The organism is Micromonospora ferruginea (assembly GCF_013694245.2).
In the GTDB taxonomy this organism is placed as follows: Bacteria; Actinomycetota; Actinomycetes; order Mycobacteriales; family Micromonosporaceae; genus Micromonospora; species Micromonospora robiginosa.
The window spans coordinates 1,076,195-1,101,474 of the sequence record NZ_CP059322.2; the positions used below are offsets into that span (position 1 = coordinate 1,076,195).

The window sequence follows — 25,280 nt, forward strand, 5'->3', positions numbered from 1 at the left end:
CGAGCCGCCGAGGGGTCTGCGGCGGCGCCGGCCCCCGCACCTGTCGTCGCCGGTGACGACGGGCCCGACCTCGTGACCCGGCTCTGCGCCGGCGACCATCCGGTCGAGCTGGTGCTGCGTCCGTCCCCCTCGCCCGAGCGGCTGCGGGAGGCTCTCGTCGCCGGCTACGTGCACCTCCGATTCCCGCAGACCGACGGCGGCGCCGAGCTCGGGGTGAGCCTCACCGGCGGCCTCGACGGCCCTCGCGCCGACCTGGACGCGGGCGCCGACAGCCTCACTCTCGACGGCGAGCTGACGTTGGACTTCGTCGACGTGAGCTGCGCGGCCACCGTCGACGTCGCCACGCTGACCGGACGCGCCCGACTGCGGCGGCGCTGAGCCACGACCGGCGGGGCCCGGCCACATCGCGTGGCCGGGCCCCGTTCACGTCGCGGCTCACCCGGCTCGCAGCCCCTCGTCGATCCGCCGGGCGAAGGCCGCGAGCCGGTCGTCCTCGAAGATCTGCCGCAGCGGCACCGCCACCCCGAAGCGGTCGTTGAGCCGCGTGGTCATCCGGGCGGCGAGCAGGGAGTCGCCGCCGAGCTCGAAGAACCGGTCGTCGCGGGTCACCCGGGACGCGCCGGTCATGCCCTGCCAGAGCAGCGCGACCTCGGTCTCCGTCTGCCCCCGTGGCGCGTCGCCGGGGGCCGCCGTGCCCTCCGCCCCGGAGATCGGCAGCGCTGCCAGGGCCGCCCGGTCGAGCTTGCCCGACGGCGTCCGTGGCATGACGTCGAGGAACACGAACGCGGCGGGCACCATGTAGTCGGGCAGCCGGCGACGCAGTTCGGCCCGCACGCCGGCGGTGTCGAGCACCCCGTGCTCGCCGTCCGGACGCACGAAAGCCACGAGTCGGCGGGTGGACGCGCCGGGGACACCGTCGACGAGCGCCACCGTCTCGGCGACCCCGGGCACCGCGGCGATCGCCGCCTCGACCTCTCCCAGCTCGACACGGTGCCCGCGGATCTTCACCTGATGGTCGAGGCGGCCGGCCACCTCCAGTCCGGCCGCGGTCCACCGGCCGTGGTCACCGGTGCGGTACTGCCGATGCCCGGGCGGGCCGGCCGGATCGGGCACGAAGACGTCCGCGGTGAGTCCGGGGCGGCCGAGATACCCGCGGGACACGCCCGCACCCGCCGACACGATCTCACCGGGCACGCCGGGCGGCACGGGCAGCAGCGCCGCGTTGGCCACGACGACGCGCGAGCCCGGAAGGGGCCGCCCGGTGGTGATCAGGACGTCGTCGGGGTGCAGCTCCACCCACGTCGAGCAGAAGCTGTCCTCGGTGGTGCCGTAGAGGTTCACCACCCGTCGGGGTCCGCGTTCCCACACGCGCCGGGCCAGTCGCGGCGACAGCGCCTCCCCGCCGAGCCCGACGGTGTGCACGGTCGCGGGCCAGCCGTCGATGTCCAGCAGCGCCGACATGCCCGAGGGCACCGTCGTGACCATGGTGACCCGGTCGCGGTCCGGCAGCGCCGGCAGGTCGAGCACCGACTCGGCCAGCACCACCGTGCCCCCCGCCGTCAGCGGCGTGAACAGCTCGAACAGCGAGAGGTCGAACACGATCGAGGTGGCGGCGAGCAGCCCGGCCAGCTCGTGCCGGTCGAAGGTGGCGATGCCCCAGCCGATCCGGGCCAGGGCGCCCTCGTGGGTCACGCCGACGCCCTTCGGACGCCCGGTCGAGCCGGAGGTGTACAGCACATAGGCGAGCTGGCGGGGGTCGACCAGCGGGGCCGGATCCGCCGTGCTGGTGGCGCTCTCGGGGGTGGCGACGAGTTCGTCGACGCTCACCACCGGCACGCCGTACCCGTCGAGCCAGCTCGCGGTCTCCGCGTCGGCCAGTACCAGCCGCGCCCGGGCGTCGTGGAGCATCGCGGCGCGCCGCTCCGGCGGGTCGTTGTCCCGCACCGGCAGGTACGCGGCGCCGGCTGCGAGCACGCCGAGCATCGCCACCGGCAGGTCCACCGTGCGCGAGTGACAGATCGCGACCAGGTCCTCGGTGCCGATGCCGCGCGCCCGCAGCCCGGCGGCGAGCTGCGCGACCCGGCGGCGCAGCGCGCGGTACGTCAGGGACACGCCCGCCGCCGCGACCGCGATCCGGTCCGGCACCCGAGCCGCGGCGGTGAGGACGGCCTCGTGCAGCCAACCGGTGCCGAGGTCCGGGAGCGGCCCGCCGTCTCCCCAGTCGTCGACCAGCGCCAGGTCGGCGGCGTCCGCGAGCGGCAGGTGCGAGAGTGGCTGGTCAGGCGCGTCGACGGCGGCGGCGGCCAGCCGGCCGGCGCGTTCCGTGAAGCGCTGGACGGTGGCCGCGTCGAACATCTCCGCGTCGAACTCGACGGCCAACCGGACGGCACCCCCGGGCAGCGTCTCGGTGAGCACGCTGAGGTCGAATTTCGCCGTGCCGGTGGACAGCGGAACCGTCCGGGCCGTCACCCCGTCGAGGTCGACGGACACGTCGGCTGGCTGATCGCCCAGCATCACCTGAAACAATGGGGTGGTCGCCGCGCTCCCGGCCGCGGCGGCACGGACCACGTCGGCGAACGGTGCGTCGCCGTGGGCCAGCGCGCCGACGAGCTCACGGCGCATCCTCGTCACCAGCTCACGCATCGACGGCGCGCCGGTCAGGTCGGCGCGCAGCACGACGGTGTTGGCGAGGCAGCCGAACACGTCGGCGGTGCCGGCGCCGCTGCGCCCGGCGACGGCCATGCCGATGCCGAATCGGTCCTGCCCGGCGTGTCCGCCGAGGGCGGCGGCGAGGAGGGCGGCGAGGGCGGTGAACGGCGTGGCGTCGACGGTCCGCGCGAGCGCGGTGAGGCCGGCGGTGACGTCGGCGGGCAGCTCGTGGTGGACCTGCCCGGCCGGCCGTCGCGCGTCGCCCGCCGGCCGCCGGTGGGCGGGCAGGCGCAGGGCGGGCAGGCCGTCGAGGCGCTCGCGCCACCAGTCCAGCTCGGCCCGGCCGGTGTCGGCCCACCGCCGACGCTGCGCCGCCGCGACGTGTGCGACGGAGCCGGCGGCGGGCAGCGGAGCGTCCGTGCGGTAGGCCCGGGTCAGATCCCCGGCGAGCAGCTCCAGCGACCAGCCGTCGCAGATCGCGTGGTGGGCGACGAAGACGAGACGGTGGCGCTCCGGCGCGACCCGCAGCAGGCGGATTCGCCACGGCGGCGCGGCGGTGAGGTCGAAGGGCTCCCGGGCGAGCCGGGCCACGAGCGCGTCGGCGTCGTCGGCGGGCACGTCGTGCGCGGGCAGTGCGACCCACGGCACGCCGTCGGCGGGAAGAACGCGCTGCGCGGCGCCGTCGAGCGCGAGGTGCGCGCGCAGCCCGGCATGGCGGTCGACGACGGACCGCAGCGCGCGCTCCAGCCGGGCACCGTCGAGCGGACCGTCGAAGCGGACCTCGGCGGCGACGTGGTAGGCCGCGCTGTCCGGGTCGAGCGCGTGCAGCAGCCACATGCGTTCCTGCGTGAATGTCAGCGGGTGCGACTCCACCGTCTCGACGGGCTCCGTCAAGACGGGCGTCGTCGCGACGAGTGCCTTCTCGACGAGCGCGGCCACCCCGGCGACGGTCGGCGCGTCGAACAGGCGGTCGAGGGTGATGCGGGCACCGGTGCGCTCCTCCAGCCGCGCCACGAGCCGCATGGCGAGCAGCGAGTGCCCGCCCGCACCGACGAAGTCGGTGTCCGGGGTGGGCCGGTCCGTGCCGAGCACCTCCGCCCACACGCCGGCGACGAGGCGCTCGGTGGGGCTGGCCGGCCGCTCCGCGCCGGGCTCGGCCGCCGGCACGGGCACGGCGGCCAGGGCCGCCCGGTCGAGTTTGCCGTGCCGGTTGCGCGGCAGCCGGTCGAGGCGGATCCAGCGGGCCGGCACCATCGTCGCGGGCAGCCGCGCGGCGGCGTGCTCGCGCAGCTCGGCATCGGTCGCCGCGCCGGTGACGTAGGCGACGAGCAGGGCGTCGGACGCGGTCGGTCGATGCACGCCGACCGCCGCCTCCGCGACGCCCGGGTACGCGCCGACGACGACTTCGACCTCGTCGAGTTCGATGCGAACGCCGCGCACCTTGACCTGCCGGTCCGTGCGGCCGAGGTACAGCAGCGTGCCGTCGGGTCGGCGGCGGGCGAGGTCGCCGCTGCGGTACTCGCGCCGGCCCCCGCCCGCGGGATCGGGAACGAACAGCTCGGCAGTGCCGGCGGGGCGGCCGAGGTAGCCGCGGGCCAGGTGGGGGCCGCCGAGGTGCAGCTCGCCGACGACCCCGTCGCCGGCCGGCCGGCCGGAGGGGGTACGCACCACCGCCGTGACCGCCGGCAGCCCGGTGCCGATGTCGACGAGTCGACTGCCGGACGGGTCGACCTCACCGCCGGTGGCGTACGTCGTCGCCTCGGTCGGGCCGTAGAGGTTGACGACGCGCCGCACGCCCTGCCGGTGCAGTTCGGCGGCGAGTCGGGCCGGCAGCGGCTCTCCGGCGAGGTTCACGGTGCCGGCTCCTGCCGGCAACCCGTCCAGCAGCAGGTGCGCGGCGATGGAAGGCACGGTGTTGAGCAGGGTCAGGTGCTCGCGGCCCGGCAGCCGGGGCAGGTCCAGCGCGTGGCCGGCGACGACGACGGTCCCGCCGGCGGCGAGCGGGACGAGCAGTTCGAAGACGGACAGGTCGAAGCTCAGCGGCGTGCCGGCGAGCACCCCCCGCCACTCGTCGGCGCGGTACGCCTCGACACCCCACGCGGCGAACGCGGCGAGCCCGCGGTGGGTGAGCGCGACGCTCTTCGGCCGGCCCGTGGAGCCGGAGGTGAACAGCACGTAGGCGAGCTGGTCGGGATGCACGACGGCGGGCGGCAGCGGCGGTGGGAGCCCGGCGGCGCCGTCCCCGCTGTCGTGCGGGTCGTCGAGCAGCAGACGACGCGGCCCGGTCGGCACGCGGTCGACCAGTGCCGACTCGGTCACGACGACGGTCGGCCGGGCCTCGTCGAGCACCGCGGCGAGCCGGGCCGGCGGCAGGGTGAGGTCGAGCGGGCAGTACGCGCCGCCGGCCCGCAGGATGCCCAGCAGCGCCAGCGGCAGCCGTTCGGTGCGCGACACCGCGACGCCCACGACGACCTCCGGCCCGACGCCGAGGCGGCGCAGTCGGCGGGCCACCTCGGTGCTGTGGCGCTCCAGTGCCGCGTAGGTGAGCGAGCGGGCGCCGTGGCGGACGGCGACGGCGTCGCGCCGCCGTACCCGGTCGATCCTGGCGAGTAGGTCGGGGCCGGCCGGGACCGCCGCTGCGGCGGGCGCCGTCACGGTGTCGTCGGCCAGCAGCGCGTCGAGTGGGACGGCGGGGTCGGCGACGACCCGGCGGACCGCGTCGGCGCAGCGGGCGCCGATGGCGGTGGCGGTTTCCGGGTCGAACAGGTCGGCGGCGTAGCGCACCTGGATGGCGGTGCCGGCGTCGGTGTGCGCCACCTCGACGCAGAGCGGCACCTGGGCGTCGGTCGGCAGGACCGGCTCGGCGGTGAGCACGAGCCCGCCGAGGTCGAGCCGCTCGCCGGCGGCGCCGAGGGCCAGTGCCGCGGTGCCGGAGGGGGCGAACGGCGGCGGCGTGTGATGGACGAACATGACGTCGAACAGCGGGTTGCGCCCGTCGGGCCGGGACGCGCCGGCGGCGACGACGATCTGCGCGAACGGCAGCTCGTGATGGTCCAGTGCCCCGGTGATCGCGGCGTGTGCCCGGGCGGTGAGGTCGGCGGCGGTGACCGCCCCGGTGGTCTCGACGCGGATCGGCAGGGTGTTGGCGAGGAACCCGACGGTGTTCCGCACCGCCGGGTCGGTGCGTGCGGCCACCGGCACGCCGACCGTCACCGCGCCGGCCCCGCAGTAACCGCCGAGGACCGCGGTGACGGCGGTGAACAGCACCGTGAACGGCGTGGTGCCGAGGGCGGCGGCGGCCCTGGCGACGTCGTCGCGGGTCACCCCGGGCAGGAGGCCGCGCACCGCCCCGGCGGGCCCGCCGGGCGCGCCGCCGCCGGTCCGGTCGACCGGCAACGCCGCGTCCTCGTGCTCCCGCAGGGTGCGGGCCCACCAGTCACGTAGCGCCGCCCGGTCGGCGCCGCGGGCCGTCGTGGCCCCTGGCGGGGGACCGGAGGGCGGCAGCTCCGGCGTCCGGCCCGCGGCGAAGGCGCGGTACGCGGCGGCGAACTCGCCGACCAGGATCGATGCCGACCACAGGTCCACTGCGGTGTGGTGCGCGGCGAGTGCCAGGAACCGGTCGACGCCGGCGTCGACGACGGTGGCGCGCAGCCGCGCCTCGCCGGGCCCGAACGGCGCGCGCGCGGCGGCCTGTACGAGCGCGGCGACCTCGGCCCGGTCGCGTCCGCGCGCGTCGACGGTGTGCAACGGCAGCTCGCCGGTCGGGGTGGACCTGCCGGGCGGGGTGCCGAGCAGCGCCGGGTGCCGCGCCCCGAGCAGACGCAGCGTCGCCCGCAGCGCGTCGAGGTCGGCGTCGGTGGGCAGCCGGAAGGCCCGGCCGAGGACGTACATGGACGTGCCCGGGCGACGCTGCTCCAGATACCGCGTCGCGGCAAGGTTCGCCTCGGCGATGCTCTCGCCCGTCTCGTCGTCCGGCGACTGCCCGGGCTGGGCGCCGGGCCGCACGCCCGGCCCGGTGCCGGTGGGCCAGTGCGCGACGACGGCCCCGGCCAGCTCGGTGACGGACGCCGCGGCGCTCAGCGCCGACATCGGCAGCCCGACGTCCCATGCTGCGGTCAGGTCGCCGTGAAGCTGGGCCATCGCGAGCGAGTCCAACCCGGCGGCGACCGGCGAGGCGTCGCCGTCCAGCAGATCGTCGGGCCGTTCTCCGGACGGCGCGACGAACGCGGCCAGCCGGGCGCGCAGCGCGGCGGCCACCGCGGCGACCCGCTCGTCGGTGGGCAACGCGTCGAGTTCGGCCCGGCTCGGCAGCGGCGGCGTCTGCGCCGGCGCGTCACGCAGCCGGTCCTCCGCGAGCACCCGCAGCGTGCCCTCGAGGTACCGGTCGCGGCTGACCGAACGCCGCACCTTGCCGCTGGTGGTGCGGGGCAGGCTGCCCCGCCGTACGGCGAGCACGGCGTGGGGCTGCACACCGAAGGCATCGCCGATCGCGGCGCGCAGGCGCGCCAGCAGCGGACCGGGATCGGCGGCGTCGGGGCCGCGCGTCGGCGTCTCGGCGGCGAGCACGAGCCGCTCGGTGCCGTCGTCGACGGCGAACGCGGCGACGACGCTGCCCGACAGCGCCGGGTCCGCGGCACGGGCCACCTCCTCGATGTCCTCGGGCGCGAGGTTGCGGCCGCGCACGACGATGGTGTCCTTGCGGCGACCGGTGAGGTAGACCTCGCCGTCCACGATCCGGCCGAGATCCCCGGTGCGCAGCCCGTCCGACCCGTACACGGCGGCCGTCGCGGCCTCGTCGCGCCAGTAGCCGCGTGTCACGCTCGGTCCGCTGACCACGAGTTCACCGACGTCCCCGGGAGGCATCTCGACGCCCGTGTCCGGGTCGACGGCCCGCACCCGCAGTCCGCCGAGAGCGGGGCCGCAGGAAACCTGCTCGGGTCGGCGCGGCCGGTCGGGCGGCAGCGTGCGCAGCCCGCCGCCACGGCGTCCGCCGCTGATGATGAGCGTCGTCTCGGCCATGCCGTAGCACGGGTAGAACGCCTCCGGCCGGAAGCCCGCGACGGCGAACGCCTCGGCGAAGCGGCGCAGGGTGCGGGCTCGGACCGGCTCCGCGCCGACGAAGGCGATCTCCCACGCGGACAGGTCCAGCGCGGCCCGCTCCTGGGCCGGGATCCGGTCGACGCACGCGTCGAAGGCGAAGTTCGGACCGCCGGACAACGTCACCCGGTGCTCGCTCACCAGCCGCAGCCACGACAGCGGTCGCCGCGCGAAAGCCTCCGTGGACAGCAGCGTCATCGACATGCCGGACCACACCGGCGACAGCAGACCACCGAAGAGGCCCATGTCGTGGTACGGCGGCAGCCAGACCAGGCCGCGGTCGGCCTCGGTCAGCGACATGCCCGACGTGATCGCGGCGAGGTTGTGCGCGATGCTGTCGTGCGTCACCATCACGCCCTTCGGCACGCCGGTGGAGCCGGAGGTGTACTGCAACACGGCCACGCCCTCGGGAGCCGGCGTGGCATGTGTGAGGTCGGCAGTGACACGCAGGTCGAGCAGGTCCGGCGCGGTGAACGCGGCGACGGCGCCGCTGGCGCGTACGACCGGATGGGCGGCGAGCCGCGCCCGTGGTGACTCGTCCTCGTCGCGGGCCCGGGCCCGCGGCGGCAGCGGCACGGCGACAGCACCGGCGGCGAGGCAGCCGAGCAGCCGGACGAGATACTCCAACCCGCCCGGCAGGGCGAGCGCGACACGTTCCCCGGGTCGCACGCCGCCCGCCCGCAGCGCCGTCGCCACCTCCTCGACGCGGCCGGCGAGGCGGGCGTACGACAGTCCGCGCAGCGGCTCGTCGCCGTCGACCGCCTCCAGGTATCCGACCCGCTCCGGCTCCCGCTCCGCGCGCCGCCACAGAACGTCGAGCAACGGCGCGGACCCGTGGTGCAGTGCCATGTGCCAACCCAATCCTCGCGTGGTGTGCGAATGGAGGTCCGCGCTAGCGGGCCGCGCCGGCCACCGCCGGTTCGGATACGAGCGCCGCCGCCGTGGCGTCGAGGCGGTCCAGGGCCTCCTCGAGGCCGGCCAGCAGCCGTCGGCTGCGCGGCCCGAGCTGTTCGGCGACGCGCAGCGCTCCGGTGGAGCCGTGCGCGCCGAAGACACGCAGCGCGGTCCACTCGTTGGCGAGACGGTCGACCTGCCGGCCGGCCTGTGCCAGCTCGTCACGGCCGAGGCGACGTCCGGCGGCGCGCAGGAAGTCCGCGTGCAGCGCGGCCGCTCCCTGGGCCGCCCAGCCGACGCCGTACAGCTCGCCGAGCGCCCCGGCGGCGACCTCCGCGTTCCCGCCGTGGGCGCGGTCACGGATGTCGCCGAGCCAGTGCCGCAGCCCGTCCAGGCCGCCACGGCCGGCCGGCGACGGCGTGGGGTCCCGGAATTCGTCCACGTTGGACCTGATGACGGCCGCTACCCAGGCGGCGTCGGTGACCGGCGGTGGGCCGGTGAACTCCACGTCGATCCAGCGGTGCGCGATGCGGGGGCCGGCGAAGAAGTAGTCGCGGGTCTCGGGCCGCGCCTCGTTGCCCGAACCACGCGCGCGGAGGAAGTCGGCGATCGGGATGGGACCGCGGTACAGCGGCGGGGTGGGCTCCAGCACGTACGCCTCGCCCGTGTCGTCGTCGTATCCCCAGACCACCACGAGGTGCGCGGCGTGCACGTCGCCGAAGGCGGGCCGGATCGGCATGTGGAAGTTGTCCACGGCGGCGATCGCGAGGCGGCCCTCGCGCAGCGACTGCCGCAGTCCGTCCCAGCCCGCCGCGCCGTCTGTCGGGTGCGTCCAACGGGCACGCACCGGGTGGAACGGGAACATCGTCTCGCCCAGTGTCGGCCGCGGCGTGGGATGGTAGAACTCCTCACCCCGCACCTGGGCGGGGTCGTGGTGGAACTGCCACACCGCGCCGAGCGCCTCGACCGGATCGAAGCCGCGCGCCAGCAGCAGGACCGCGAGGCAGTCGTGCAGGCAGTTGCCGAGGTCGTGGAACCAGAAAGGCGGCTCGTCCAGCAGTACCCTCATCACCGCCACCCGTTGGACACGGCTGTCATCGCGAAGATGTGCACGGCGATGTTGTCGGGCAGGCGCAGATACACGAGCTCCTCCTGGCGTGGCACGGGCAGCCGTTGCTGCCAGATCCTCGGCCCGATGCCCGGCTGGACGTGGCGTGGAAAGTGAATGCGGTCGCAGCGCACCGCCTCCAGTTCACCGAAGCGCGGCGGCGACGCGGGCCAGAAGTCCGAGACGCGTAGCCACTCCTCGTCGACGGAGCCGTCGCGGTAGTGCAGGTGCACGACGTCCTCGATCCGACGTTCGGCGCAGGCCAGCAGGTAGATCCAGTCGTACCGTGCCGGCCGCAGGTCGATGCGCTGCCCGGCGCAGACCACGTTGTCCAGCCGGCCCGGCCCCGTGCGCGGGAAACGGAACGGCACCGCGCCCGGGCGGAACACCTCGGTGGCGTCGGGCAGCTCCTCGATCGGAAACGAGTTGCGCCACACGTTGAGGCCACCCGCGCCGGTGGTCTCCGGCGTGGTTGCCGCGGTGTTGTTGAAACAGGCTGACAGGTCGACCATCTCGGCGCGGAAGGTAGCCATTTCCAGCACATGTGTCATGGCAGTCCAAACATTGACTCTTATGGAATCTGGAATGTCGACGAGCGGAGTCTGTGCAGCTCGCGAGGCGCGCGTCAAGCCTGGTCGGCGAGGTGTGTCCCGCCGGCGGGACAACGAATTTCCGCCCGCACTGGCACGCGGTGTGCCGTGCTAGCTTGGCCGGGAAATCGACCGGGTAGGAGGCATTTCGGTGCGCCCTGAACTCGCGCGTCGGCCATTATCGGACACCGTCGCGGCGTCATTTGCGCAGGAGCGGTTCTGGTTCGTCGACCAGTTGCGGCCCGACTCGGCCCTGCACAATCTCGCCTTCGGCGTGGACGTCGACGGGCCGCTCGACGAGGGCGCGCTCGCCGCGGCGCTACACGAGGTCGTGCGGCGACACGAACTGCTGCGCACGCGGTTCGCCGTGGTCGACGGAGCGCTGTGCCTCGGGCCGGTGGACCCGGTCGGGCCGCGGTTGGTCGCCCGCGACGTGCCGGCGGCGCGGCTCGACGAACTGACCAGGGCCGCGGCTGACAAACCGTTCGACTACCGCGCCGGCCCGCTGCTGCGGATGCTGCTCCTGCGTCGGTCGCCGTCACGCCACCGGCTGGTGCTCGTCGCGCACCACGCGGTGTTCGACGGCTGGTCGTTCGGCGTGTTCCTGGCCGAGCTCGCCGAGCTCTACGCGGCGCACCGCCAGGACCGACCGGCCCGGCTTCCCGGGCTCGCGCTGCAGTACCGTGACTACGCCGCCTGGCAGCGCGAGGCGTTCGCCGCCGGCGCGTTCGACGAGGACCTGGCGTACTGGGCGGGTCAGCTCGCCGGTGACCCCCCGCCCCCACCGCTGCCAGCCGATTTTCCGCGACCGTCCCGACCCCTGCTGCGCGGGGCCACCCACCGCTTCCAACTGCCGGCGAGTGACGTACGGGCGCTGCGCACGCTCGCCGCCGAGGAGCAGGCGACCGAGTTCATGGCGTACCTCGTGGTGCTGCAGGCGTTGCTGTGGCGGCGCGGCGGACAGACCGAACCGCGTGTCGGCAGCCCCACCGCCGGGCGGTCGGACGAGCGGCTCGACGCGCTCATCGGACCGTTCATCAACGTCGTGGTGCTGCGCGGCGACCTGTCCGGCGACCCCACCCTGCGGCAGTTGCTCGGGCGGGCCCGCGCGGCGACCACGGGCGCGCTCGCCCACCAGCACGCGCCACTGCAGCACGTGGTGGAGCGCACCGCCGCCCGGCGGGCGCCCTACCACGTGGCGTTGGCCGTGCAGAACTTCCGCGCCCCGCCGCTTGACCTCGGCGAAGGTCTCCGGATCTCGGCCTTCCCGGTCGACGTCGACGCCGCGCAGCACGATCTGTCGGTCTTCGTGACGCCGTCGGCGGACGGTGCGCAATGCATGCTGCAGTACGACACGGCGGTGCTGCGACCCGACACCGTCGTCGCGCTCGCCACGGACTTCGCCGAGCTGGTGCGTCGCCTGGCCCGCGATCCGGACCTGCCGCTGGCCCGCCTCGCCCGCCCCGAGCCGTCGCCGGGGCGCTTCGCGCGGGACGCGCCGTTTCCGCTCGCCACGGCGCAGCGCCGCTGGCACGCCGCCGAGCTCGCCCGCCCCGGTGACCCGGCGGCGAAGATCGTTCGGGTCGTCGAGTTGCGCCCGGCGCGGCCCGCCGCCCAGGTGCGGACGGCCGTGGAGCGGCTGGCGCGGCGGCACGAGATGCTGCGCGTCGGCATCGCGCCCGACGGCCGCACCCAGTCCCTGCGACCCGACGGGGGGCCGGAGCTTCGGGTGGCGTCGACGGCGGGGGACGGCGACCCGATCCGGGGCGCCGTCGAGCGGGCCCGCGCCGCCGTGCCCCACCTCGACCGGTGCGGCGTCGAGGTGACCCTGGTCGAGCCGGCCGGCCGGTCCGTGCTCGTCATCGCCGCGCACCGCGCGGTGGTCGACGACGACGGCGTCGACCGGCTCTGCCGCGACCTCGCCGCCGACGACCCCGCCACCGAACCCGAGGATCGGTGGGAACTGGCTCCCGGGCATCTCGACTGGGCGCTGTGGTGCCGGCGCCGCGCCGCTCGGCGTGACGAAGCCGCCGAGGCGCTCTGGAGCCACCGGCACGCCGCGGCGGCCGAGCCGTTGGTCCTGGCCGGCCGCGCTCCGGCGACAGCGGCGGACACCGCCACCCGGGACGTGCGGGTCCGGCTGGACGCGGCGGCCACCGCCCGCCTCGACGCCGTGTGCGCCGCCGCCGCCGTGAGCCGTCGTACCGGCCTGCTCACCGTGCTCGGTCTGCTACTCGCACGGCACACCGGACGCACCGAGACGTGGATCGGCGTCGAAGTCGCGCCGCCCGGAGCACCCGACCCGCACATCGAGGTGGGCACCCGCGCCGAACTGCTGCCGGTGCCGGTCGAAGCGGGCGACGCCGGCCTGCCCGAGGTGCTCACCGCGGTCGAGGCGGCGCTGGCCGAGGCCCGGGCACACGCGGGATCGGAGGCGACCCCCGCCGCCGCGCGCATCGTGTTCCGGCACCGACCGGCCGTCCCAGCCGATCCGGCGACCGGAGGTGTCGGCGTCGACGTGACAGGCGCCGCCGAGGCCGAGCTGACGGTCACCGCGCGCGACGCGGCGGACGGTGTCGACCTCGTCTTCGCGTTCCGCGCGCAGCAGTTCGAGCCGGACGCGGCCGAACAGCTCGCCGGCCGGTTCGCCGCACTGCTCGATCGGCTGTGCGCCACGCCGGACCGGCCGGTACGGCGTGCCGCCGTCGTGGTCGGCGCCGAACGGGCGGCGCTGCTGCGCGCCGGGGACCGCCTCGCCGCGACCGGTCCCGACGCCACGCTGCACGGGCGGTTCGCGACGCACGCCGCCGCCGACCCGGAACGCATCGCGCTGCTGCACGGCGCCCGGGCGGTGCGCTACGGCGAGCTCGACCGATGGAGCAACCAGATCGGCCACGCGCTGGTGCGGCTCGGCGTTCCGTCCGGGGGAGTGGTCGCGGTGGTGGCGGAGAACGGCCCGCTCGCGGTCGCGGCACTGCTCGGTGTGCTCAAGGCGGGCGCGGCGTTCGCCTGCCTCGACCCGGCCCAACCACCCGCCCGGCTCGACGCTGTCCTGCGACGCACCGCGCCGGCCGCCGTGCTGATGGACCGGGCCGCCGCGGCCCGCCACGGCGGATCCGCGACGGTGGTGCTCGACGATGGCGGCGCATCCGAGCGGGAACCCGTGCCGGAACCGTGGCGCGGACCGGTCCTCGACACCGGTTCGGAGCCGGCCACCGCGCCGGGACGGACCGTGACCCCGAACGACCTCGCCTACCTCGCCTTCACCTCCGGTTCCACCGGCCGGCCCAAGGCGATCCCCCACGCGCACCGTGACCTGGCCCAGTTCGCGCAGTGGCAGAGCACGGCGTTCGACGTCGGGCCCGGCGCGCGGATGGGTCAGCTCGCGCCGATGCCGTTCGACGTGGCGTACTGCGAGATCTTCGGCGCGCTGTGCCACGGTGCCACCCTGTGCCTGCGACCGGCCGGTGGGCACGGTGATCCGGTCGCGCTCGCCGCGTGGCTGGCCCGTGACCGCGTCAGCGTGCTGCAGGTGATCCCGGCGTTGTTCCGCGAGATGCTCGCCGCCGCCGGCCCCCTGCCCGAGCTGCGTACGGTGCTGTTCGTCGGGGAGGCCCTGCACACCGAGCTCGTCCGGCGGGCCCGGCACCGCCTCGGCCCGGCGGTGCGGCTGGTCAACGTCTACGGCCCGACGGAGGTCGTCGCCGCGACCTACCAGGTCGTGACCGACCTGCCCGACACGGCGGTGGTGCCGATCGGCCACCCGATCGACGGACGTCAGGTCGTGGTGCTCGACCCCGCCGGGGAGCTGTGCCCGCCCGGCGCCACCGGCGAGGTCTGCGTGCACAGCTCCTACCTGGCACCCGGGTACCGCGGCGACGAGGCACAAACCGCGCAGCGGTTCGTGACCGGCGTGCTGCCGGAGGTGCCCGGCGTGCTGTACCGCACCGGTGACCTGGCCCGGCTACGCCCGGGCGACCTCGCGCTCGAATTCGCCGGACGTCTCGACAACCAGGTGAAGATCTCCGGCATCCGGCTGGAGTTGGAGGAGGTCGAGGCAGCCGTCGCCCGGCACCCGGACGTGCGCCAGTGCGTGGCGGCCGTGCGCGGAGGATCCGGTCCCTACGACCCTGGACGGCTCGTCGCCTACGTCGTCACCGACGACGGCGCCGCACCGGCCGACCTGCGCGACGTCCTTCGCGACAGTGTGCCCACCCACATGGTGCCGGCCGACGTGGTCGCCCTGCCGGCCCTGCCCCGCACCGCCAACGGAAAGATCGACCGGGCCGCGCTGCCCGATCCGCCCACGCGACCGGACACCGGCGCCGCCCACGTGGCGCCGCGGACCTTCCTGGAGCGGCAGCTCGCCGGCCTCGTCGCCCAGGTGCTCGGCGTCGAGCGCGTCGGGGTCCACGACGACTTCTTCGCGCTGGGCGGTAACTCGTTGCAGGCGGCCCGCCTGGTCAACCGGGCCCGCGAGGCGCTCGGGCTGGAACTCTCCCTGCAATCGCTGCTCACCGAACCCACCGTGGCGGCTGCCGCGGCGGCCGCCGACCGGACGGGCGGCTACGAGGCCGAGGTGGCGCGGCTCGAGCGCGAGCTGCGCGAGCTGCCGCCGGAGCAACTGCGTGCCCTGCTCGCCCGCCATCAGGCGGGCGGAGTACCTGCCGAGCCACGGGAGCCGTAACGACATGACACACGCCGACCCCATCGACACCGCGCGTGAGACGGTGGAGATCACCGCCGAGCGGTACACGCTGGAGGAGCTGTACCAGATCGCGACCAGGCGGCCCCGGCTCGCGCTGGCGCCCGACGTCGCCAAGAAGATCGGTGAGGGCGCGCGATACATCGCCCAGATCTCCGGTCAGGACCGGCACATCTACGGCGTCAACACCGGCTTCGGCTCGCTGTGCACGACCCGGATCTCACCCGAGCACATGTCGGACCTGCAACACAAGCATCTCGTGTCGCACGCCTGTGGCGTCGGCGACGTCGTGCCCGAGCGCGTCTCGCGGTTGATGATGCTCGTGAAGTTGCTGACCTTCCGCGCGGGCTACTGCGGAATCTCCCTCGACGTCGTCGGCCGGATGCTCGACATGTGGAACGCCGACGTCATCCCCGCCGTGCCGAAGAAGGGGTCCGTCGGCGCCAGCGGCGATCTCGCGCCGCTGGCTCACCTGGCGCTGCCGATCATCGGCTTGGGCCGGGTGCACGTCGGTGGCGCGGTCATGGACGCCCACGAGGTCCTCGCCGAGCGGGGCTGGCAGCCGCTGCGGCTGCGGCCGAAGGAGGGTCTCGCGCTCACCAACGGCGTGCAGTACATCAACGCCCTCGCCGCCGACTCGATCGTGCGCTGCGGGGAGCTCATCCGCGCCGCCGACCTCATCGCGTCGCTGAGCATCCAGGCGTTCAGCTGTGCCGACACCTTCTACCAGCAGATCCTGCACGACACCTGCCTGCACCCCGAGCGCGGCGTCGTCGCGGCCAACCTGCGTGCGCTGCTGGACGGCAGCAACCACCCGACCCTGCCGGGCGCCAACGTCGCCCGGGAGGACCCGTACTCGTTCCGCTGCGTGCCGCAGGTGCACGCCGCGGTCCGGCAGACGTACGGACATGCCCGCACCGTCATCGAGCAGGAGTGCAACAGCGTCTCGGACAACCCGCTGTTCTTCCCGGAGCACGACCGGGTGATCCTGGGGGGCAACCTGCACGGCCAGTCGACCGCGTTCGCGCTGGACTTCCTGGCCATCGCGATGAGCGAGCTGGCCAACATCGCGGAACGACGCACCTACCAGTTGCTGTCTGGCCAGCACGGCCTGCCCGACTACCTCGTGCCGCGGCCGGGCCTCGACTCCGGGCTGATGATTCCGCAGTACACCTCAGCGGCGCTGGTGAACGAGAACAAGGTGCTCGCCACCCCGGCGAGCATCGACACCATCCCTACCTGCCAGTTGCAGGAGGACCACGTCAGCATGGGCTCGACCAGCGCCTACAAGCTCGACCAGATCATCGGCAACTGTGAGTACGTGCTGGCGATCGAGCTGCTCACCGCGGCGCAGGCGGTGGACCTCAACGAGGGGCTGCGGCTGTCGGAGCGCACCCGCGCGGTGTTCGACGACTTCCGTACCGTCGTGCCGTTCCTCGCCGAGGACCGGCAGCAGTCGATCGACATCGAGCTGGCGCGACAGTATGTGCGGCAGCACCGGTCGGCCTGGGCGCAGGTGCTCGCCTGATGACGGCGCCGGGCGGAGCCGCCGGGCCGGACGACGCTGCGCTGCGCGCGCTCGCCGAGGCGCTGCTGCGCGAGCGGCTCGGCGGCGACACGTCGCCGGCGGCCCCGGTCGCCGACGGGCCGGCGCCGCTGTCGTACCAGCAGGAGCGGCTGTGGCTGCTGGAGCAGATGCACCCGGGGACGGCCGCCTACAACGAGCTGTTCGCGGTGTCCCTGCGCGGCCCGCTCGACGCCGACCGGCTCGACGCCGCCCTCGCGCAGGTGGTTCGCCGCCACGACGTGCTGCGCACGGCGATCCGGCTCGACGGCCCCCGCCCGGTGCAGGTGGTCGCCGCCGACGCCGCCGCGCCGCTGCGCGTCGAGTCGTGGGAGCACCTGCCGGCCGCCCGGCGGGAGGCCGCCGCGACCGAGCGCATCCGGGCGCTGGCCCGCCAGCCGTTCGACCTCGCCCGGGCGCCGCTGCTGCGGGCCCACCTCGCCCGCCTCGACGCCGGCGAGCACGTCCTCGCGCTGGTCCTGCATCACGTGGTCACCGACGGCTGGTCGCTGCGCCTGCTGCTGGCCGAGCTCGTCGCGCACTACGATGCCGGCGGCCGCGCGCCGCTGCCACCGCTGTCCGCCCAATACGCCGACTACGCCCGCCGGCAGCGCGTGGACGGGCCGGGCGAGCGGGAACGGCTCGCGTTCTGGGTGCGCTCGCTCGCGGGCGCGCCGACCGAGCTGGAACTGCCGACCGACCGGCCGTTCCCCCCGGTCGCCGGTCATGACGGCGCCGAGCACGTGTTCGCCGTCGACCCGGCGGTGCTCGACGGCGTGCGTGCCCTCGCCGCGGCCCAGCGGGCCACACCGTTCATGGTGCTGCTCGCCGCGTTCGACGTGGTGCTGTCCCGGTGGAGCGGGCAGGACGACGTCGTCGTCGGCACGCCGGTGCTCAACCGCCCCAGCAGCGCGACGGAAGGGCTCGTCGGGTTCTTCGTCAACACGGTGCCGCTGCGCGCCGACCTGTCCGGCCGGCCGACCTTCCGCACGCTCGTGGACCAGGTCCGCGACGGCGTGATACCGGCCCTGGAGCACCAGGACGTGCCGTTCGAGCGCATCGTGCAGACGGTGCGGACCGCCCCCGACGCGCGCCGCGCCCCGCTGTTCCAGGTGATGTTCGCGCTGCACAACCTGCCGGACGAGCCACCCGCGCCACGCGGACTGTCGATCGCGCCGGTGGCGGGTCTGCACCACAGCGCCAAGTTCGACCTCACACTCGCGTTCGTCGAGACCGGCGGCGCGCTGCGCGGGCACCTGGAGTACCGCACCGACCTGTTCGACGCGCCGACCGTGGCGCGCCTCGCCGGGCACCTCACCACGCTGCTCGCCGACGCGGTCGCCGACCCGGACCGCCCGATCGGGGCGCTGCGGTTGATGGACCCCGGGGAGCGGGCGGCGGTCCTGCGCGACTGGCACCCGCCGACCCTGCCGCGCCCGAACGACGCGACGCTGCACGAGGCGTTCGCCGCGCAGGTGGCGCGCACCCCGGACGCGGTCGCGGTGGTCGACGGCGACGAGCGGCTCACCTACGCGGCGCTGGCCGCTCGGGTCGACCGGCTCGCCGCCCGGCTGCGCCACGCCGGCGTGTCCCGAGGCACGCCGGTGGCGCTACGGCTCGGGCGCGGCACCGATCTGGTGGTGGCGGTCCTCGCCGTGCTGCGGGCCGGCGGCGCCTACGTGCCCACCGACCCGCAGGCCCCGCCGCAGCGGCTGCGGCACATCCTCGACGACACGGCCGCGCCGCTGCTGCTGACCCACCGCGGCCTCGCCGCGGACACACCGGCCCGGCCGGGCACCGAGGTGCTGCTCGTCGACGCCATCGAGGAGCCCGACCACGCGCCGCTGCCGCTGGAGCCCGGCGACGGCGACGACCTCGCGTACGTCATCTACACCTCCGGCTCCACCGGGATCCCGAAGGGGGTGCGGATCCCGCACCGGACCGTCGGCTGGCTCATGCGTGCCGCCCGGGAGCGCTTCGGCGTCGGCGCCGACGACGTGTGGACGATGTCGCACGCGTACACCTTCGACGTGTCGGTGTGGGAGCTGTTCGGCGCGCTGCTGCACGGCGGCCGGCTGGTGATCGTGCCGCACCCGGTGAGCCGCGACCCGGACGCGCTGTGGCGGCTGCTGGACCGCGAGGGCGTCACGGTGCTCAGCCAGACACCGACCGCCTTCCAGAGCCTCGTCTCCGCGCAGCCGCCGGACGCGGCGCTGACCCGGCTGCGGCTGGTGACCCTGGCCGGCGAACGGCTCGACTTCCGCCGCCTCGAACCCTGGTTCGCCCGCCGCCCCGACACCCATCCGCGGGTGGTGAACCTGCTGGGCGCCACCGAGACCACCGTCCACTCGACCGAACGGCTCGTGCGCGCGTCGGAGACCGGCTCCCCGCGCAGCTACGTCGGCGGCCCGCTGCCCGGTGTGCGGCTTCTCGTCGTCGACGACGAGCTGCGGCCGGTGCCGCTCGGCGTGCCCGGCGAACTGCTCGTCGGGGGTGAGTGCGTGGGACTGGGCTACCTGCGCCGCGACGAGCTGACTGCCGAGCGGTTCGTCGCCGACCCGCTGGGCTCGCCGATGCGCTGCTACCGCACGGGGGACCTGGTGCGCCGGGGCGCGGACGGCGACCTGGAGTATCTCGGCCGCGCCGACGACCAGGTGAAGATCCGCGGGTTCCGGGTCGAGCTCGGCGAGGTCGAGGCGGCCTTGCGCGAGCATCCGGCCGTCGCCGAGGCGGTCGTCGCGCTCGCCGGGACCGCCGCCGACCAGCGGCTCGTCGCCTACGTCGTCGCGGCCGGCGACGGCGGGCCCCCCGCGCCCGGCGAGCTGCGTGACTTCCTACGGGGCCGGCTGCCGGAGTACATGCTGCCCGCCGCGGTCGCCGCCATCCCCGAGCTGCCCCGCACCACCAGCGGCAAGCTCAACCGTCGGGCGCTGCCCGCTCCGCCGGCTGCCGACGAGGCCCGGACGGCCGACTACACCGCGCCGCGCACCGGCACCGAACGCACACTCGCCGCCGTCTTCGCCGAGCTGCTCGGCGCCTCACGCATCGGCATCGACGACAACTTCTTCGAGCTCGGCGGGCACTCCGTGCTCGCCGTCCAGGCCCATCGGCGCATCCGCGACGCGTCGATCCCCGTCGAGGTCATCGACCTGTTCCAGTACCCCACCGTGCGCACCCTCGCGCGGCGGGCGGGCGGCGGGCAGCAGGACGACGCCGACCTGCGCCGGGCCCGCGGTCGCGGCGCGCGGCGGCGCGCGGCGCTCACCCGGCACGCCCCTGACACGGGAAGTGAGGAGACACGTGACGACATCCGGCGATGAGCAGGACACCGCGGTCGCGGTGATCGGCATGGCCGGCCGGTTCCCCGGCGCCAGGTCGGTCGACGAGCTGTGGCGCAACCTGTGCGAGGGTCGGGAGGCGGTGACGTTCTTCTCCGCGGCGCAACTGCGGGCCGCGGGCGTCGCCGATGCCGAGCTGCGTGACCCGGCGTACGTCCCGGCCCGAGCCGTGGTCGACGACGTGGAGCTGTTCGACGCCGCCTTCTTCGGCTTCGGTGTCCGCGACGCGGAGATCCTCGACCCGCAGCACCGCGTCTTCCTGGAATGCGCGTGGGAGGCCGTTGAGCACGCCGGGTACGACACCAGCCGCTACGAGGGCCACGTCGGCGTCTACGCCGGGTCGGCGATCAGCACGTACCTGCTGGCCCTGCTCGCGGACCCGGCGCTGGTCGCCTCCGTCGGCGGCTACCGCATCCTGCTGGCCAACGACAAGGACCACCTCACCACCCGGGTCGCGCACCAGCTCGACCTGCGCGGACCCGCGGTCACGGTGCAGACGGCCTGCTCCACGTCCCTGGTCGCCGTGCACGTCGCCACCCAGGCGCTGCTGGCGCGCGAATGCGACATGGCGCTGGCCGGCGGCGTGGCGGTGAGCCTGCCGCAGGTGAGCGGCTACCGGTACGAGCCGCAGGGCATCATGTCGCCGGACGGGCACTGCCGGGCCTTCGACGCGGAGGCCCGTGGCACCGTCGCCGGCAACGGCGCGGGCGTGGTGATGCTCAAGCGGCTCGCCGACGCGCTCGCCGACGGGGACACGGTGCACGCGGTGATCCTCGGCTCCGCGGTGAACAACGACGGCGCCGGCAAGTCCGGCTACACCGCGCCCAGCGCTCGGGGCCAGGCCGACGTGATCGCCGAGGCGCTCGACGCGGCGGGGGTGGCGCCCGGCTCCGTCGGCTACGTGGAGGCGCACGGCACGGGTACGGGTCTCGGCGACCCCATCGAGGTCGCCGCGCTCGCCGAGGCGATGGACCGAGACGGGGCCGCCGCGGAGTGCCTGCTCGGTTCGGTGAAGACCAACATCGGCCACCTCGACGCGGCGGCCGGGGTCGCCGGGCTCATCAAGACCGTGCTCGCGCTGCGGGAGGGCGTCGTGCCCGGCACGCTGCACTTCGAGCGGCCCAATCCGCGGGCCCGGCTGGCCGAGTCGGGTTTCACCGTGCACCCGCGCACGCGCACCTGGCCCGACCGCGCCGGTCCCCGCCGCGCCGGGGTCAGCTCGTTCGGCATGGGCGGCACCAACGCGCACGTGGTGCTCCAGGAGCCGCCGTCGGCCCCGCCGCCCGGCCCCGACTCGCCGGACCGGCAGGTGTTCCTGGTGTCGGCGGCGTCGCCCGCCGCGCTCGCCGAAGCCTCGCGGCGTCTCGCCGAGCACCTGGCCTCCGCGCCCGAGCAGCCGCTCGCCGACGTCGCCTACACGTTGCAGGTCGGCCGTCGGGCCTTGCGGTACCGCCGAGCGGTGGTGGGGGAGTCCGCCGCGGTCGTACGCGCCGCGCTCGCCGAGCCGGACGCCGGGGTCCAGCCGGTGCCCGACACCGACCGCGGCGTGGTGTTCATGTTCCCCGGCCAGGGAGCGCAGCGCGCCGGCATGGCCGCCGGCCTGTATGCGCGGGAGCCGCTCGTGCGCCAGGTCGTCGACGAGTGCGCCGGCCGGCTGCGGAAACCGCTGGGTGTCGACCTGCGCGACACGCTGCTGCGAGGTGCCGGGGACCTGCGGGACACGGCCCTGGCCCAGCCGGCGCTGTTCGTCGTCGAGTACGCGCTGGCCCGGCTGTGGATGTCGTGGGGCGTCCGGCCCGAGGCGATGATCGGGCACAGCATCGGCGAGTACGTCGCCGCCTGCCTGGCCGGCGTCTTCGACCTCGAGGACGCCCTCGAACTCGTCGCGGCCCGAGGGCGGCTCGTGTCCGAACTGCCGCGCGGCGCGATGCTCGGCGTGCCGCTTCCGGTCGCGGAACTCGACGAGCTGGTCGAGGACGGCGACGGGCTGGCGGTCGCCGCGGTGAACGGCCCGCGCGTCGGCGTGCTGTCCGGACCGGTGGAGGCCGTGGCTGCCCGCGCGGCCACGCTCGCCGCTCGCGGGGTACCGACGAGACTGCTGCACACCTCGCACGCGTTCCACTCGCCGGTGCTCGACCCGGTGCTCGACGCGTTCACCGCGATCGTGGCGGCGGTGCCGCGACGGGCACCGAAGCTGCCGTACGTGTCCAACGTGACCGGCGGCTGGATCGGCGAGGACGAGGCGACGGACCCGGCGTACTGGGCCCGGCAGCTGCGCGGCACCGTCCGCTTCGCCGACGGCGTGCGTACGCTGCTGGCGGACGGGCCGCGGGTGCTGCTGGAGGTGGGGCCGGGCGACGGGCTGGGCGTCCTCGCCGCCGGCCACGACGGTGAGCACCGGCCGGTGGTGGTGGCCACGCTGCCGCCGGCGGACGCGGCCACCATCGGGGGCGCCGCAGTGCCCGACACGCTCGCCAGGCTCTGGAGCGCGGGGGTGCCGGTCGACTGGGCGGCGTACCACGCGGCGACGCGACGCCGGCGGGTGCCGCTGCCGACATACCCGTTCCAGCGACGCCGCTACTGGGTCGAGCATCGTCCGGGCGCGACGGGGCCGCCCACGGTGTACCCGGGCGAACCCGGCGCCGTGCCCCCCGCGACCGCGTCGCCTCCGGCGGTGGACGGGCGGGTGTCGACACCGCCGGGCACCGACCTGGAGCGGGCGCTCGTCGAGCTGTGGACGGAGCTGCTGGGGGCCCAGCCGATCGGGATCCACGACTCGTTCCTCGACCTGGGCGGGCACTCGCTGCTCGCCACGCAGCTCACCGCCCGGCTGGAGGACCGCTTCGGGATCGCCGTCACCGTCGAGCAGATGTTCGCCCTGCGGACCGTGGCCCGGCTCGCCGAGCACATCGAGGAGCAACTCGTCGCCCGGCTGGAGGAGTTGTCCGACGACGAGGTCGCCCGGCTGACCGCGGACGAGGGACGGTGACGCCGTGACGACCACGACCTCCGCCCGTCAGGCGGGCACGTCGGACGGTCAGATCGGCCTCACCGCGGATCAGTTGGCGCTCGAACAGGGCGTCCGCGCGCTGCTCACCGGGCCGCTCGGGCGGCCGCTCGTGGCGCGTGCCGCCGCTGACGGCCCGGCCCGCGGCGAGGCGCTCGGCCCGCTGCACCGGCTGCTCGGTGCCCGTGGCTGGCTCGCGCCGGGCTGGCCGCAGGAGTACGGCGGCCTCGGCCTCGGCCCGGTCGAGACCGCGATCGTGCACCGCGAGCTGGTCCGCAACGGCGTGCCCGACCTCCTGTTCGTCGTCTCGATCTGCTACGTCGGCACCTGCCTGTTGCTGGCCGGCAACGACGCCGTCAACCGGACGTATCTGCCGTCGCTCGCGGCGGGCGAGCTGACCTCGTGCACGCTGTACAGCGAGCCCGACACCGGCTCGGATCTCGCCTCCCTGACCAGCCGGGCCGAGCGGGTGGAGGGCGGCTACCGCCTGCACGGCCGCAAGAGCTACAGCCAGGCCACCGAGCACGCCGGCTACGCGCTCGTCGCCGCGCGGCTCGCCGATACCGGCGGGTCCGTCGGCGGGTCGGACAGCGCGGGCGACGCCGCGCCGCCGGCGCACACCGGGATCACCCTGTTCTGGGTGGCGTTGGGCGACCCCGGCGTCACCGTGCGCCCCGAGCCCAACCTGGGGGAGGCGCCGTTCAGCACGGTGCTGCTCGACGGGGTGTTCGTCCCCGACGACCACGTGATCGGCCCGCCGGGCGAGGCGTGGCCGCTGTTGAACACCGCGCTGTCCATCGAGCGCACCGGCTTCGAGGCGCACCTGAAGATGCGCCACTGGCTCGACGCGGTCGGCGCCCGCGCGGCCGCGCTCGGCCTCGACCGGGAACCCTGGTTCGCCGGAGCCTCGGCGGTCCTCGACGCGCGCGTCGAGGCGGGCGGCCACCTCGCCTGGCAGATGATCGGCAAGCAGGCGCGCCGGGAGCTGGACGGCGCCGGCGCGGCGATCGCCAAGTGGTACAACACCGAGCTGGGCCGGCCGATCGCCCGCCTCGCGCTGGACGTGGAGGCCGCCGCGGGCGCGGTGGTGGACGCGCCCGCCGGCCCGGGCGCCGACGAGCAGTACCGGGAGTGCCCGGGCCTCACCCTGTCCGCCGGCACGTCGGAGATCATGCTGTACGCCGTGGCGACCGGGCACCTGCGCGTGCAGATCGGTGACGCGCCGCCGCTACCGCTCGACGATCCCGACGCCGCGTTCCGGCGGCGGCTGCGACGCTTCGTCGGTAGCGCCTTCGCCGCCGAGACCGCCGCGGCCGGGCTGGGCACGTCCGCCGGCGCGCCGCGAACCGACCCGGCCGCGGCCTGGCAGGCGCTCGTGCGCAGCGGCAGCGTCGGGTTGACGCTGCCGCCGACGGCGGGCGGCGCCGGCCACGGCGTCGTCGAGTCGCTCGTGGTGGCCGAGGAACTCGGCCGTGCGCTGGTGCGGGGGCCCTACCTGGCGACCGTCGCCGTCGCGGAGGCCGCGGCGAGGGACGGCACCGGAGGCAGCGGCTGGCCACTGGCCCTCGCGGTGGCCGGGGGCACCGTCACGGCCGCGGTGGCCGGGGAGGTCACCGCGGCCGAGCCGACCTCCCCGGAGGAGGCAGCCCTCGTGCTCGACGGCGGCGTGCTCAGCGGGACCGTGGCGCTCGTGGCGCACGCCGACGTCGCCGAGGTGCTCGTGGCGCCGGCGTGGACGCCGGCCGGGCCGGTGCTCGTCGCCGTGCGGCGTGACCAGCCGGGCGTGCGGTTGCGCCACCGCGACGCGCTCGGGCACGAGGACCTCTTCGCGGTGGCGTTCGAGCGGGCGGACGTGGAGCCGGGCGGGGTGCTGTGTGAGGTCGGTTCGGCGACCCACGCGGCACTCGTCGAGCGGCTGCGGCTGCGGCAGTGCGGGTATCTGCTCGGCCTGTCCGCGCAGGCGTTCGACCTGACGCTCACCCGCGCCAAGACCCGGCGGCAGTTCGGGCAGCCGATCGCCGCGTTCCAGCACGTGTCGTTCCGGCTGGCGGCGCTGGCCGCCCGGCTGCACGCCGCCCGGGTCCTGGTGCGGGCCCGTGCCGTCGAGCACGACGCCGGACGGGTGCCCGAGCCCGCGCGCGGCGCGGCGGTGCTCGCCCTCGTCGCGCAGCTCGCCCGGGACGTGACGGCCGAGGGGGTGCAACTGCACGGCGCCCACGGCATCACCCGGGCGGCGGCGATCGGCCGGTTCTACCATCGCGCCGCCGCCGAGACAGTCGTGCTCGGCGGTCCGGGCGCGATGCGGTCGGCCCCGGCGAGCTGAGCGGA

General features: G+C 75.5%; 8 protein-coding genes. 5 read left to right on the forward strand and 3 right to left on the reverse strand.

Features of this window, described 5'->3' with window-relative positions:
• Positions 1-435: 435 nt before the first annotated feature.
• The 3 genes from H1D33_RS04930 to H1D33_RS04940 are packed head-to-tail and all read right to left on the reverse strand — an operon-like array spanning position 436 to position 10,299.
• Positions 436-8,595 carry a non-ribosomal peptide synthetase gene (locus H1D33_RS04930; protein WP_181569190.1) on the reverse strand — a complete coding sequence of 2,720 codons (8,160 nt, stop codon included), beginning with the start codon at positions 8,593-8,595 and terminating at the stop codon, positions 436-438.
• 43 nt (positions 8,596-8,638) lie between these two features.
• Complete coding sequence (locus tag H1D33_RS04935; protein ID WP_181569189.1) at positions 8,639-9,709, reverse strand: BtrH N-terminal domain-containing protein; 1,071 nt, start codon at positions 9,707-9,709, stop codon at positions 8,639-8,641.
• Positions 9,709-10,299 (reverse strand): hypothetical protein, encoded by a 591-nt coding sequence (locus H1D33_RS04940; protein WP_181569188.1) that lies wholly within the window; start codon positions 10,297-10,299, stop codon positions 9,709-9,711. The genes H1D33_RS04935 and H1D33_RS04940 overlap by 1 nt, the downstream gene beginning before the upstream one ends.
• Before the next feature lie 190 nt (positions 10,300-10,489).
• Here H1D33_RS04940 and H1D33_RS04945 point away from each other — a divergent pair, with 190 nt between their 5' ends.
• Genes H1D33_RS04945 through H1D33_RS04965 form a run of 5 tightly spaced genes read left to right on the forward strand, consistent with a single transcriptional unit; the run spans position 10,490 to position 25,275 of the window.
• Positions 10,490-15,025 carry a non-ribosomal peptide synthetase gene (locus H1D33_RS04945; protein WP_181569187.1) on the forward strand — a complete coding sequence of 1,512 codons (4,536 nt, stop codon included), beginning with the start codon at positions 10,490-10,492 and terminating at the stop codon, positions 15,023-15,025.
• 4 nt (positions 15,026-15,029) lie between these two features.
• Positions 15,030-16,571, forward strand: a complete 1,542-nt coding sequence (hutH, locus tag H1D33_RS04950) for a histidine ammonia-lyase (protein ID WP_181569186.1) — start codon at positions 15,030-15,032, stop codon at positions 16,569-16,571.
• Entirely contained in the window at positions 16,571-19,927 is a 3,357-nt protein-coding gene (locus H1D33_RS04955) for a non-ribosomal peptide synthetase (RefSeq protein WP_181569185.1), read from the forward strand. The genes hutH and H1D33_RS04955 overlap by 1 nt, the downstream gene beginning before the upstream one ends.
• The gene (locus tag H1D33_RS04960; RefSeq protein WP_220138711.1) at positions 19,908-22,934 is read left to right on the forward strand and encodes a type I polyketide synthase; all 3,027 of its coding nucleotides are present in this window, start codon (positions 19,908-19,910) and stop codon (positions 22,932-22,934) included. The genes H1D33_RS04955 and H1D33_RS04960 overlap by 20 nt, the downstream gene beginning before the upstream one ends.
• A gap of 4 nt (positions 22,935-22,938) precedes the next feature.
• Entirely contained in the window at positions 22,939-25,275 is a 2,337-nt protein-coding gene (locus tag H1D33_RS04965; RefSeq protein WP_181569184.1) for an acyl-CoA dehydrogenase family protein, read from the forward strand.
• The last annotated feature ends 5 nt before the right edge of the window (positions 25,276-25,280 follow it).

Coding starts and splice junctions, on each gene's coding strand:
- H1D33_RS04930 (WP_181569190.1), bottom strand. CDS start 8,595: ATGGCACTGCACCACGGGTCCGCGCCGTTGCTCGACGTTCTGTGGCGG.
- H1D33_RS04935 (WP_181569189.1), bottom strand. CDS start 9,709: ATGAGGGTACTGCTGGACGAGCCGCCTTTCTGGTTCCACGACCTCGGC.
- H1D33_RS04940 (WP_181569188.1), bottom strand. CDS start 10,299: ATGACACATGTGCTGGAAATGGCTACCTTCCGCGCCGAGATGGTCGAC.
- hutH (WP_181569186.1), top strand. CDS start 15,030: ATGACACACGCCGACCCCATCGACACCGCGCGTGAGACGGTGGAGATC.
- H1D33_RS04955 (WP_181569185.1), top strand. CDS start 16,571: ATGACGGCGCCGGGCGGAGCCGCCGGGCCGGACGACGCTGCGCTGCGC.